Below are 12,399 nucleotides of genomic sequence, written 5' to 3' on the forward strand. Positions count from 1 at the left end.
GCGGGGGGCCGGGGGGGGGCCTGTTTGGGCGGGCGGTGGGGGGGGCGGCCCCGGGTGGGCCCCCCCCCCCCTTCCGCCATTCCGGGACCGCGTCAGGAAGCGGCCGGCGGCGTCGGCCCGCCGGGTGCGTCCTTGTGCGCGATCTTGCCCAGGGCGTCCTTCGCCTTGTCCGCGCCGCTAGAGATCTGGCCGCTGTACTTGCCCTTGGTCTTGGAGTCGACGGCCTTGGCCACCTTCTCCAGATTCTGGGCGATCTTGCCCTCGTGCTGTGCAGCGAGGTCGCCGACCTTGTCCTTGGCGGGCGCGAGCTTGGCCTTCAGATTGTCCAGCAGGCCCATGGGTCACCTTCCAATAGCGAGGCTACGTACGGGCACCCTCTGCGGCCTCGCTGTCCGCGGTGGCCTCCGCCGACTGCTGCTTCGGGATGTCGACGGCTTCCACCGCCGCGCTCTCCTCCGCCACAGCCTGCTCGGTCCCGGCCTCGTCGGCCGTCGCGGACTCCACCGTCAGATCCGCGGAAACGGCCTCTTCGGTCGTCGCCTGGGTCTTGCGGCCGAGAAGCCGGTCCAAAATGCCCATGTCTACTCCTATAACGTTACTCGTGTGAGTGAAGTTCCGCCGTGGACGGGCCGCCGCACGGCAGGCGCGCGCCCGGCCGGAACCCCGCCAAGGCAACGACCCCGGCCCGGTCGCGTCACGTAGCTCGATCGGGTACATGGCAGCGCCTTGACGAGGGGCTGCGAGACTGGTGCGGTGAGGAAAGCAGCCCCCGCCCCGCGGGTCATCGCCGTCGTAGGACCCACCGCAGCCGGAAAGTCCGATCTGGGCGTAGCCCTGGCCCGTCATTTCGACGGCGAAGTCGTCAACGCCGACTCGATGCAGCTGTACCGGGGGATGGACATCGGTACCGCCAAACTGACGACCGAGGAGCGCGGAGGGGTCCCGCACCACCTCCTCGACATCTGGGACGTCACCGAGACGGCGAGCGTCGCCGAGTACCAGCGCCTCGCCCGCGCCGAGATCGACAAACTGCTCGCCCAGGGCCGTACGCCGGTCCTCGTCGGCGGTTCCGGGCTCTACGTGCGCGGCGCGCTCGACGCCATGGAGTTCCCCGGCACCGACCCGGAGGTCCGGGCCCGGCTGGAGGCCGAGGTCACCCTGCGCGGCCCCGGCGCCCTGCACGCCCGGCTCGCCGCCGCCGACCCGGCCGCCGCGCAGGCCATCCTGCCCAGCAACGGCCGCCGCATCGTGCGGGCGCTGGAGGTCATCGAGATCACCGGGCGGCCGTTCACCGCCAACCTGCCCGGCCACGAGTCCGTCTACGACACGGTCCAGATCGGCGTGGACGTGGCCCGGCCCGAGCTCGACGAGCGGATCGCGCTGCGCGTCGACCGGATGTGGGAAGCGGGGCTGGTGGACGAGGTCCGCACCCTGGAGGCCGCGGGCCTGCGGGGCGGAATCACCGCCTCCAGGGCACTCGGCTACCAGCAGGTGCTGGCCGCCCTCGCCGGGGAGTGCACGGAGGAGGAAGCGCGCGCCGAAACGGTCCGCGCCACCAAGCGGTTCGCCCGCCGGCAGGACTCCTGGTTCCGCCGCGACCCGAGGGTGCACTGGCTCAGCGGGGCAGCCGAGGACCGCGGAGAACTCGCCGGACTCGCGCAGTCGTTGGTCGAACGAGCGGTCACAGCCTGATCACGTGATGGCATCGGGACGCCCCGCACGCCCGTCCGGGGCCTGACGGCGTGCCATCATCAAACTTCCGCCGGTGCCGTCACCGGCGGTGAACGGCGGCGTACGAAGTCCAAGTGGGGAGGGCGCGTGGCGATGGAGGCCGGCCCTCGTGACACCGGTCGGGACGACACCCGACGGGAAACGGACCCGATGCTTCACAGCGCCCTCGCCGACGGCGACGGCCTGCTCGACGGAGCGCCGGTGGGCGCCGACGCCCTCGCACTGCCCGCGGACGCCGACGGCCTCGGACTGCCCGCGGACCCCGCGCGGCTGACCCCCGACGGCCCGGACGCGCCGGACTCCGCCGAGGCGGAGGCCGCCGCCGCCCCCGCGTTCGAGGTGGAACTGCGCCCGCAGCGCAGGCTGAGGCTGTGGCAGATCGCCCCCATCGTCATGCTGGCCGCGGCCGGATCCCTGATGTTCGCCTTCCCCCTCGCCTTCGAGTTCGGCGACGGCGGAGCGGTCGTCGCCATGCTCGGATTCCTCATCAGCTGCTGCGCGGGCGGCTGGGGCATGATGGCCGCGCGCCGCGTGGGCTACGCCCTGCCGGGGCTCCCGGCCCGCGGCTCGGGGCAGCGGCCCGACTGGCGCCTCGCCCTGCTGTACGCACTGGTTGCGCTGGGTGTCGTGGCGCTCGCGGTGTACCGGGTGGCCCGGCTCCGCTAGCGGGGCGGCCCGGCTCCACCAGGCGCGGGCTCGGTACCATGGGCGGGTGACGCAGACCAGCCTCTCCTTCCTCAAGGGCCACGGCACCGAGAACGACTTCGTGATCGTCCCGGACCCGGACAACGCCATCGAGCTGCCGGCCTCCGCCGTCGCGCGGCTGTGCGACCGGAGGGCCGGGATCGGCGCCGACGGCGTGCTGCACGTCGTGCGCTCCGCCGCGCACCCCGAGGCGGCGCACCTGGCCGACGAGGCCGAGTGGTTCATGGACTACCGCAACAGCGACGGCTCCATCGCCGAGATGTGCGGCAACGGCGTCCGCGTCTTCGCCCGCTACCTCCAGTACGCCGGGCACGTGGAGCCGGGCGACCTGGCCGTCGCCACGCGCGGCGGAGTCAAGCGGGTGCACCTCGACAAGACCGGTGACGTGACCGTCTCCATGGGCCGCGCCGAACTGCCCGAGGGCGAGGTCACCGTCTCCGTCGGCGACCGCTCCTGGCCCGCGCGCAACGTCAACATGGGGAACCCGCACGCGGTGGCCTTCGTCGACAGCCTGGACGACGCCGGGAAGCTGCTGGACCCGCCTCCGTACAGCCCGGCGTCCGCCTACCCGACGGGCGTCAACGTCGAGTTCGTCGTCGACCGCGGCCCCCGCCACGTCGCCATGCGCGTCCACGAGCGCGGCTCCGGCGAAACCCGCTCCTGCGGCACCGGCGCCTGCGCGGTCGCCGTGGCCGCCATCCGCCGCGACGGCGTCGACCCGGCCGTCACCGGCGCGCCCGCCACGTACACCGTCGATCTGCCCGGCGGCACCCTGGTCATCACCGAGCACCCCGACGGGCGGATCGAGATGACCGGACCCGCCGTGATCGTGGCCGAGGGCGAGTTCGATCCCGCCTGGCTCACCGAAACGGCTTTCGCCTGAAGCTTCCCTCTAATGGGTGATCCGTTTCACGCTGAGCGAGAGGTGGACTGCGCCACGTGGTGGGGTCGGTAGCATCAGGCACCGGCCCTGCGGGCGCACCCCATGCCCACCACCGCCGGTCGAAGCCGTCGGAGGTGCCCATGAGTGCAGAGGCCACGAACCCCGAAGCACGTCCCGAAGCGCTCCCCGAACTTCGCAGACGCGGCCGGACCAGGCTTGACCTGCGACGACTCGGACGCGCTGCGCTGCTCGGTCCCACGCCCCGGGACCGGCTGCCGGACGCCATCGGTCATGTCGCCGAAGCGCACCGCGCCCATCACCCCGACGCGGACCTGTCCCTGCTGCGCCGTGCGTACCTGCTCGCCGAGACCTCGCACCGCGGCCAGATGCGCAAGAGCGGTGAGCCGTACATCACACATCCGCTCGCCGTCACGCTCATCCTGGCCGAACTGGGCGCCGAAACCACGACCCTGACGGCCTCGCTCCTCCACGACACCGTCGAGGACACCGACGTGACCCTCGATCAGGTCCGCGAGGAGTTCGGCGACGAGGTCTGCTTCATCGTCGACGGGGTCACCAAGGTCGAGAAGATCGACTACGGCGCCGCCGCCGAGCCCGAGACCTTCCGCAAGATGCTCGTCGCCACCGGCAACGACGTCCGCGTGATGTCCATCAAACTCGCCGACCGGCTGCACAACATGCGCACCCTCGGGGTGATGCGGCCCGAGAAACAGGCACGCATCGCCAAGGTCACCCGCGACGTGCTCATCCCGCTCGCCGAACGGCTCGGCGTGCAGGCCCTGAAGACCGAGCTCGAGGACCTCGTCTTCGCGATCCTGCACCCCGAGGAGTACGAGCACACCCGCGCCCTCATCGCGGCCCACGCGGGGGAGCGCGACCCGCTGCCCGCCATCGCCGACTCGGTACGGGCCGTCCTGCGCGAGGCGGGCATCGCCGCCGAGGTGGTGGTGCGGCCCCGGCACTTCGTCTCCGTGCACCGGATCTCCCTCAAGCGCGGGGAGCTGCGCGGCTCCGACTTCGGCCGTCTGCTGGTCCTCGTAGGAGAGAACGCGGACTGCTATGCCGTGCTGGGGGAGCTGCACACCTGCTTCACCCCGGTCATCTCCGAGTTCAAGGACTTCATCGCCTCCCCGAAGTTCAACCTCTACCAGTCCCTGCACACCGCCTTCGCCACGCAGGAGGGGTACGTCGCCGAGGTCATCGTCCGGACCCGGCAGATGCACCGGGTCGCCGAGGCGGGCGTGGTCGCGCTCGGCAATCCGTACACCTCCCCGCAGCAGGCCGAGCCCGCCGACCAGATCGCGGCGGCCGACTGCGAGGAGGAGCGGGTCGACCCGACCCGGCCCGGCTGGCTGTCGCGGCTGCTCGACTGGCAGCAGTCGGCGCCCGACCCCGACACCTTCTGGGACGTCCTGCGCTCGGAGCTGGCCCAGGACCGCGAGATCACCGTGTTCCGGGCCGACGGGGGCACTCTGGGCCTGCCGGCCGGCGCCAGCTGTATCGACGCCGCCTACGCGCAGTACGGCGAGGCGGCCCACGGCTGTATCGGCGCCCGGGTCAACGGGCGCCTGACCTCCCTGTCCTCCCGGCTCTCCGACGGGGACACCGTCCAGCTCCTGCTCGCGCACGACGCCTCCTCGGGGCCCACCGCCGACTGGCTGGACCACGCCAAGACCCCGGCCGCCCGGATCGCCGTCAGCAGCTGGCTGGAGTCCCACCCCGACGGGACCCGGCCCGCCGACGCCGCACCCAGGCCGCCGCTGTCGGTGATCGGCCTCCGTAGCGGCGGGGGCAACGCCGTGGCCGACCTGCCCGACGCCACCGTGCGGCTCGCGGGGTGCTGCACCCCGGTCCCGCCGGACGCCGTCGAAGGGTTCGTCGTACGGGGCGGGGCCGTCACCGTGCACCGGGTCCACTGCGCGACCGTGGCCCAGATGCGGGCGGTGGGGCGGACCCCCATCGCCGTGCACTGGCGGGCGACCGCGGACTGCCGGGTCACCCTGCTCGCCGAATCGTTCGGCCGCCCCCACCTGCTGGCCGATCTGACCGAGGCCATCGCCCGCGAGGGGGTCGAGGTGGTCTCCGCGACCGTGGAGCCGCCGGTCGAACAGCGGGTCCGGCACAGCTACACCCTGCAGCTCCCCGACGCGACGGGCCTCCCGGCGCTGATGCGGGCCATGCGGGACGTGCCGGGGGTCTACGACGTCAGCCGGGCGTAGGTGACCCGACCCCTTTCGGGTGGAGCCGTCGCGCGCCGTTCGCAGGCGCGTGGCGGGCGCTGATAAGCGGTGGGGGATGCAGCTCACCTCCCCGCGCCTGCGCGCCGCCCTGCTGGCCGCGGCCTCCCTCACCCTCGTCGCCGCCGTCGTGCCCCCGCCCAAGGCGCTCGGCATCGGCGACGCGCTGTTCCCCGAGCTCGGGAACCCCGGGTACGACGTGCTCTCGTACGACCTGTCCTTCGCCTACAAGGACAACAACACCCCCCTCGATGCGGTCACCGTCATCGACGCCCGCAGCCTCGCCCGGCTCGAAACCGTCAACCTCGACTTCACCCACGGGAAAGTGGCCTCCGCCGAGGTCAACGGGGAACCCGCCGGCTTCGGATACGTCGGCGAGGACCTCGTGCTGACCCCCGCCCGGCCCGTGGAGCCGAACCTGCCCCTCCACATCACCGTCCGGCACACGAGCGACCCGCGCGGCCGCGGCGACGGCGGCTGGGTGGTGACCGACGACGGGCTGGCCATGGCGAACCAGGCCGACGCCGCGCACCGGGTCTTCCCGTGCAACGACCACCCCGCCGACAAGGCGTACTTCACCTTCCGGGTGAGCGCGCCGGCCGGGAAGACCGCCGTGGCCAACGGGGTGCCGGGCGCGCTGCCGGCCCGCTGGGCGGGCGCCGCGACCACGTGGACGTACCGGACGCTGCACCCGATGGCCACCGAGCTCGCTCAGGTCTCGATCGGCGACTCGGCCGTGATCCACCGCACCGGGCCGCACGGACTCCCGCTGCGCGACGTGGTCCCCGCGGCGGACCGGGAACGGCTGGAGCCCTGGCTGAAGAAGACCGCCGGGCACATCGAGTGGATGGAGGCACGCGTCGGCCGCTACCCCTTCGAGAACTACGGCGTGCTGATCGCGAAGGCCCGTACCGGCTTCGAGCTGGAGACGCAGACCCTGTCGCTGTTCGAGAGCGCACTGTTCGCGGGCAGCGGCGGATACCCCGAGTGGTACGTCGAGTCCGTGATGGTCCACGAGCTGGCCCACCAGTGGTTCGGCGACAGCGTCAGCCCGCGCACCTGGTCCGACTTGTGGCTCAACGAGGGCCACGCCACCTGGTACGAAGCCCTGTACGCGGACGGCCTCGGAAAGTACTCCCTGGAGCGGCGGATGCGCGAGGCGTACCAGCGCTCCGACCAGTGGCGGGCGGCGGGCGGCCCCCCGGCCGCGCCCAAGCCGGCCGCCCCGGGCGAGAAGATCGGGCTGTTCCGGCCGGCGGTCTACGACGGGGCCGCGCTGATCCTTTACGCGCTGCGGCAGGAGATCGGGGCCAAGGCCTTCGACCGGGTGGAGCGGCGCTGGGTGGGGGAGCACCGGGACGGGGTCGCGGGCACGGAGGACTTCGTACGGCTGGCCTCGCAGGAGGCGGGCCGGGACCTGGCGGCGTTCCTGAAGCCGTGGCTGTACGGGAAGAAGACGCCGGCGATGCCGGGGCACCCGGAGTGGAGCGCCCCGAAAAGCGTGTGACGCGTACGGAACGGGCATGCCACCATCGACGAGGCCGTTCCGCGGGATGCTCCGGGGGATCGCGGGGTGCTCCGGGGCATCTCCGGGGGAATCTCCGGGGAGTTTCACACGTTGGACGTGACAGTGTTGTGTCACGCGCGGGAGTAGCTTTGGCCTTGGCTCCGCTTCGCCTGACGCGGACGCATTCGAAAACGACGTAAGGATCCAATGACCTCCTCTTCTTCCCCTTCCCAGGACGCGCGGGACGGCGCACAGGGTGCGCCGGATCCGCAGAGCTTCACCGAGAGCCTTCGGGCCGACGCCCTGATGGAAGAGGACGTCGCCTGGAGCCACGAGATCGACGGAGACCGGGACGGCGCCCAGTACGAGCGCTCCGAGCGCGCGGCCCTGCGCCGTGTGGTCGGCCTCTCCACCGAGCTCGAAGACGTCACCGAGGTCGAATACCGCCAGCTCCGCTTGGAGCGGGTCGTCCTCGTCGGCGTATGGACCTCCGGCACGGTGCAGGACGCGGACAACTCCCTCGCGGAGCTCGCCGCCCTCGCCGAGACGGCGGGCGCGCTCGTACTCGACGGAGTGATCCAGCGCCGCGACAAGCCCGACCCGGCCACCTTCATCGGTTCCGGCAAGGCGCGCGAGCTGCGCGACATCGTGATGGAGAGCGGCGCCGACACCGTCGTCTGCGACGGTGAGCTCAGCCCCGGCCAGCTCATCGCCCTCGAAGACGTCGTCAAGGTGAAGGTGGTCGACCGGACCGCGCTCATCCTCGACATCTTCGCCCAGCACGCCAAGTCCCGAGAGGGCAAGGCGCAGGTCGCACTCGCGCAGATGCAGTACATGCTGCCGCGACTGCGCGGCTGGGGTGCCTCGCTGTCCCGGCAGATGGGTGGCGGCGGCGGTGGCGGCATGGCAACCCGCGGCCCTGGTGAGACCAAGATCGAGACCGACCGGCGCCGGATCCGCGAGAAGATGGCGAAGATGCGCCGGGAGATCGCGGAGATGAAGACCGGCCGCGACATCAAGCGGCAGGAACGGCGCCGCAACAAGGTGCCCTCGGTCGCCATCGCCGGATACACCAACGCCGGCAAGTCCTCGCTGCTCAACCGCCTCACGGGCGCGGGCGTCCTGGTGGAGAACGCACTGTTCGCCACCCTCGACCCGACCGTGCGCCGGGCCGAGACCCCGTCAGGCCGGATCTACACCCTGGCCGACACGGTCGGCTTCGTCCGGCACCTGCCCCACCACCTCGTCGAGGCGTTCCGCTCCACGATGGAGGAGGTCGGCGACTCCGACCTCATCCTGCACATCGTGGACGGCTCGCACCCGGCGCCGGAGGAGCAGCTGGCGGCGGTCCGCGAGGTCATCCGCGAGGTCGGCGCCGTCAAGGTGCCCGAGATCGTGGTGATCAACAAGGCGGACGCGGCCGACCCGCTGGTGCTCCAGCGCCTGCTGCGGATCGAGAAGCGCTCCATCGCCGTCTCGGCGCGCACGGGTCAGGGCATGGAGGAACTCCTCGCGCTCATCGACGCCGAGCTGCCGCGGCCGGCGATCGAGATCGAGGCCGTGGTGCCTTACACGCGCGGCGGTCTGGTCGCCCGGGCACACGCCGAGGGCGAGGTGATCTCCGAGGAGCACACGGCGGAGGGCACCCTGCTCAAGGCGCGGGTGCACGCGGAACTGGCGGCGGAGTTCGCTCCGTACGTGCTCGCCAAGCACTGACGCGGCGGCCCCCGGGCCACGCCGTGCATGACCGAGGGCCCCCGCTGGTGCGGGGGCCCTCGGTCATGCGGTCACGTGGTGCGTGGGCGAGGTTACTTGAACTTGCCGCTCACCGCGTCGAAGACGCCCTTCGCCTCCGGACCCAGCCGGGGCCCGGCCAGCCAGCCCGCCTTGGCAGGACCGATGGAGGTGTTCGACACCAGCGCGGGCTTGCCGTCGGCACCCGCCGCGACCCAGCCGCCGCCCGAGGAACCGCCGGTCATCGTGCAGCCGATGCGGTACATCGTGGGGTCGGTCGCGTTCAGCGACAGCCGGCCCGGCTTGTCGGCGCACTGGAAGGTCTTCTGGCCGTCGAACGGAGCCGCCGCCGGGTAGCCGGTGGCCGTCATCTTCGTGATCTTGGGCGCGGCCGGGGCGTTGAACTCCACCGGGAGCGCCGTACCGACCGTCTCCTCCAGCGACTTGCCGCCACCCTTCTCCGGGGTCACGTGCAGCACCGCGAAGTCGTACGGGGCACCCGCGCCGCCGGTCGGACCGCCGGTCGCGATCCACTGGTCGGAGGTCTGCGCCCAGTCGCTCCACCACACGCCGTACGGGGCCACTTCCTCGCGGGGCGCACCCTTGAGCGCGGCCGCGGCCTTGCCGCCGTTGTTGTACGACGGGACGAAGGCGATGTTGCGGTACCAGCCGCCGGACTTGCCCGCGTGCACGCAGTGGCCGGCCGTCCAGACCATGTTGGACTTGCCGGGGTGCGCCGGGTCCTTGACCACGGTCGCCGAGCAGACCATCGATCCCTCGGGGCCGTCGAAGAAGACCTTGCCGGAGGCGGGGACGCTCTGGTGGTAGGGCGGGGTCGCGGCCTTGGCGGCCACCGGAGCCGGGGCCGGGTCGGTGACGCCCTGGTCCTTGCCCGCATCGGGGTCGACGGCGGGGGGCTGCGGCGTCTTGGCGGCGTCGCGCATCCGGTCCGGGTCCCAGAGGTCCTCGATGATCGGGTTGATGTAGTCGCCCGCCTCGCGGAGCCAGTCCTCCTTCTTCCAGTTCTTCCACTCACCCCCCTTCCACTTCTCCAGGTCTATGCCGTGCTCCTTGAGCTTGTCCTTGAGCCCGTCCGGGATCTTCACCCCGTCCAGGCTGGTGGGCAGGCTCGCCGCCACGGTCGGCTTGGCGTCGGTCTCACCGTCGCCGGGCCCGCACGCCGCGGCGGTCAGGGCGAGCGCGGCCGAGCACAGGATCGCGGTGACCGGTCGGATCGGTCGCATGTCGTGAATCCCCCTGGATGGTTCTTGGTTCGGGACGGTGCCTGGGTAGGCGGGCGCCTGGGTTGCAGCACCCCACTATGCCGCTGCCGTGGGGGACGGCACAGCCCGGGGCACCGGTTCCCGCGGGCCGGAAAGGGATCCCGGGCCGGACGAGGATCCCGGCCGGGCAAGGATCTTGGGCCGGACGAGGATCTCGGGGCAGGGCGAGGATCTTAAGGCAGGCAAGGATCTTGAGGCCGGACGAGGATCTTGAGGCGGGCAAGGATCTTGGGCCCACCCGTGATCCGTCGCCGCCACCGTCGTTGGTACGTACGGGGGACGGGGGTACAGCGTGCGTGTTCGAAGCGCACCCCGGTAGGGCAACCGTGCGGGAGGAGCGACACTCGTGCCTTTGACGGCTTGGACGGGCGAGCAGGCCACGGCCGGGGAGCAGGTCCCGGCGCAGGCGAACAGGGTTGCGGAGGAGGGACACTTCGCGGGTCCGGGGTCGGGCGTGGCTTCGGGCGTGGCTTCGGATGTGGATACCGCTCCGGGGCCGGCCGCGGCGGAGGGGATCCTGCGCAGGCAGGCGCAACGGGAGTCCGCAGCACGGACGTACGCGCGCTCCCTGCCCATCGTGCCCGTGCGCGCACGAGGGTTGACCATCGAGGGGGCGGACGGACGCCGCTACCTCGACTGCCTCTCCGGCGCCGGGACCCTCGCCCTGGGCCACAACCACCCGGTGGTGCTCGAAGCCATCCGCGGGGTCCTCGACTCGGGGGCCCCGCTGCACGTGCTGGACCTCGCGACCCCGGTCAAGGACGCCTTCACCACCGAGCTGTTCGCCAACCTGCCGGCGGAGCTGGCCGCGGACGCCCGCATCCAGTTCTGCGGACCGGCCGGGACGGACGCGGTGGAAGCCGCGCTCACCCTCGTCCGCACCGCGACCGGCCGGTCGGGTCTGCTCGCCTTCACGGGGGCCTACCACGGCATGACGGCGGGGGCGCTGGCCGTCTCCGGCGGGGCCGCGGACGTACGGGTGACCCGGCTGCCGTATCCGCAGGACCGCAGCTGCCCGTTCGGGGTCGGCGGGGCCGAGGGGGCGGAGCTGTCGGCCCGTTGGACGCGGAACCTGCTGGACGACCCCAAGAGCGGGGTGACCGCGCCCGCCGGGATGATCGTCGAACCCGTCCAGGGAGAGGGCGGGGTCCACCCCGCCCCCGACGCCTGGCTGCGCAGCATGCGGGAGATCACGGCGGAGCGGGGGATTCCGCTGATCGCCGACGAGGTCCAGACCGGGGTCGGGCGCACCGGGGCCTTCTGGGGGGTCGACCACGCGGGGGTCGTCCCCGACGTGATGGTGCTCTCCAAAGCCATCGGGGGCAGCCTGCCGCTCGCGGTGATCGTGTACCGGGCGGAGCTGGACCAGTGGGCCCCCGGCGCCCACGCCGGCACCTTCCGCGGCAACCAGCTCGCCATGGCGGCGGGCACCGCGACGCTGGCCTACGTCCGGGAGAACGGCCTCGCGGAGCGCGCGCGGACCCTGGGCGAGCGCATGCTCACCTCCCTGCGCGGCTTGATCCCGGCGCACCCGTGCGTGGCGGACGTACGGGGCCGCGGGCTGATGATCGGCGTCGAACTGGCCGACCCCGACACGGGGGAAGCCTCGCCCGACCTCGCCGTGGCCGTCCGCCAGGCCTGTCTGGACCGCGGCCTGATCGTCGAACTCGGCGGCCGCCACTCCAGCGTCGTCCGCCTCCTCCCTCCTCTCACCCTGACCGACGAACAGGCCGCGGCCGTCCTCGACCGCCTCGCCGACGCCATCCCCGCCGCCACCCGCCGCTAAGGACCCCCATGCCGGACCCCCTCCACCCCTCATCCCCCTTCCCGCCCCCACCCCCCACGAACACCCTCCCGCCCAACACCCCGGGCCCGCCCCTCCCACCGGGCGCCCCGGGCCCGCCCCTCCCGCCCAGCGTCCCGGGCTCGCCCCTCCCACCGGGTGTCTCGGGCCCGCCCAACACCCCGGGCCCACCCCTCCCGCCCAACACCCTGGGCCCGCCCCTCCCGTCGTCCGCCGCCACGGTGTCCCCGGTGCCGCCCACGGTGTTGCCGTCCGTAGCGGGGGACCCGGCCGTCTCGTCTTCGACCCCGACGGTGTTGCCGTCCGTAGCGGAGGACCCGACCGTCCTGCCGTCGATCCCGACGGTGCTGCCGTCGGGTGCCTCGGGTTCCACGTTTCCGTCGTCCGCCGCCGCGGCGTCCCCGGTGCCGCCCACGGTGTTGCCGTCCGTAGCGGGGGGCCCGACCGTCTCGTCTTCGACCCCGACGGTGATGACGTCGGTAGCGGCTGGGTCA

General features: G+C 72.6%; 10 protein-coding genes. 7 read left to right on the plus strand and 3 right to left on the minus strand.

Features of this window, described 5'->3' with window-relative positions:
* Positions 1–92: 92 nt before the first annotated feature.
* Both ACFVX6_RS21205 and ACFVX6_RS21210 read right to left on the minus strand, forming a co-directional pair.
* On the minus strand, positions 93–338 hold the full coding sequence (locus ACFVX6_RS21205; protein ID WP_389693598.1) for an antitoxin: 246 nt from the start codon (positions 336–338) through the stop codon (positions 93–95).
* A 22-nt stretch (positions 339–360) separates the two neighbouring features.
* Positions 361–579, minus strand: a complete 219-nt coding sequence (locus ACFVX6_RS21210) for a gliding motility protein (protein ID WP_389693599.1) — start codon at positions 577–579, stop codon at positions 361–363.
* Positions 580–753: 174 nt separating this feature from the next.
* On the opposite strand from ACFVX6_RS21210, the gene miaA reads away from it, so the two are divergent.
* The 6 genes from miaA to hflX all read left to right on the plus strand — a co-directional run bounded on the left by miaA (position 754) and on the right by hflX (position 8,800).
* A complete protein-coding gene (gene miaA, locus ACFVX6_RS21215) occupies positions 754–1,692 on the plus strand; it encodes a tRNA (adenosine(37)-N6)-dimethylallyltransferase MiaA (RefSeq protein WP_389693601.1) in 939 nt (312 codons plus the stop codon).
* A 126-nt stretch (positions 1,693–1,818) separates the two neighbouring features.
* On the plus strand, positions 1,819–2,397 hold the full coding sequence (locus ACFVX6_RS21220; RefSeq protein ID WP_389693603.1) for a hypothetical protein: 579 nt from the start codon (positions 1,819–1,821) through the stop codon (positions 2,395–2,397).
* A 46-nt stretch (positions 2,398–2,443) separates the two neighbouring features.
* Positions 2,444–3,319, plus strand: coding sequence for a diaminopimelate epimerase (dapF, locus tag ACFVX6_RS21225; RefSeq protein ID WP_389693605.1), 876 nt, complete (start codon positions 2,444–2,446; stop codon positions 3,317–3,319).
* 140 nt (positions 3,320–3,459) lie between these two features.
* Entirely contained in the window at positions 3,460–5,559 is a 2,100-nt protein-coding gene (locus ACFVX6_RS21230; protein ID WP_389693607.1) for a RelA/SpoT family protein, read from the plus strand.
* A gap of 76 nt (positions 5,560–5,635) precedes the next feature.
* Positions 5,636–7,084, plus strand: coding sequence for a M1 family metallopeptidase (locus ACFVX6_RS21235; RefSeq protein ID WP_389693609.1), 1,449 nt, complete (start codon positions 5,636–5,638; stop codon positions 7,082–7,084).
* A gap of 207 nt (positions 7,085–7,291) precedes the next feature.
* On the plus strand, positions 7,292–8,800 hold the full coding sequence (gene hflX / locus ACFVX6_RS21240; RefSeq protein ID WP_389693611.1) for a GTPase HflX: 1,509 nt from the start codon (positions 7,292–7,294) through the stop codon (positions 8,798–8,800).
* Positions 8,801–8,892: 92 nt separating this feature from the next.
* Here the strand turns inward: hflX and ACFVX6_RS21245 are convergent, their stop codons facing one another.
* Entirely contained in the window at positions 8,893–10,062 is a 1,170-nt protein-coding gene (locus tag ACFVX6_RS21245) for a trypsin-like serine peptidase (RefSeq protein ID WP_389693613.1), read from the minus strand.
* Positions 10,063–10,567: 505 nt separating this feature from the next.
* Here ACFVX6_RS21245 and ACFVX6_RS21250 point away from each other — a divergent pair.
* Positions 10,568–11,887 (plus strand): diaminobutyrate--2-oxoglutarate transaminase family protein, encoded by a 1,320-nt coding sequence (locus ACFVX6_RS21250; protein WP_389693621.1) that lies wholly within the window; start codon positions 10,568–10,570, stop codon positions 11,885–11,887.
* Positions 11,888–12,399 lie beyond the last annotated feature (512 nt).

This window comes from Streptomyces sp. NPDC058289 (assembly GCF_042880975.1).
In the GTDB taxonomy this organism is placed as follows: Bacteria; Actinomycetota; Actinomycetes; order Streptomycetales; family Streptomycetaceae; genus Streptomyces; species Streptomyces stoeckheimensis.

What these genes read in the sequence shown, in the direction of transcription:
- ACFVX6_RS21205 (WP_389693598.1), bottom strand. Translation starts at nt 338, where the DNA reads ATGGGCCTGCTGGACAATCTGAAGGCCAAGCTCGCGCCCGCCAAGGAC.
- ACFVX6_RS21245 (WP_389693613.1), bottom strand. Translation starts at nt 10,062, where the DNA reads ATGCGACCGATCCGACCGGTCACCGCGATCCTGTGCTCGGCCGCGCTC.
- ACFVX6_RS21210 (WP_389693599.1), bottom strand. Translation starts at nt 579, where the DNA reads ATGGGCATTTTGGACCGGCTTCTCGGCCGCAAGACCCAGGCGACGACC.
- ACFVX6_RS21230 (WP_389693607.1), top strand. Translation starts at nt 3,460, where the DNA reads ATGAGTGCAGAGGCCACGAACCCCGAAGCACGTCCCGAAGCGCTCCCC.
- ACFVX6_RS21235 (WP_389693609.1), top strand. Translation starts at nt 5,636, where the DNA reads ATGCAGCTCACCTCCCCGCGCCTGCGCGCCGCCCTGCTGGCCGCGGCC.
- hflX (WP_389693611.1), top strand. Translation starts at nt 7,292, where the DNA reads ATGACCTCCTCTTCTTCCCCTTCCCAGGACGCGCGGGACGGCGCACAG.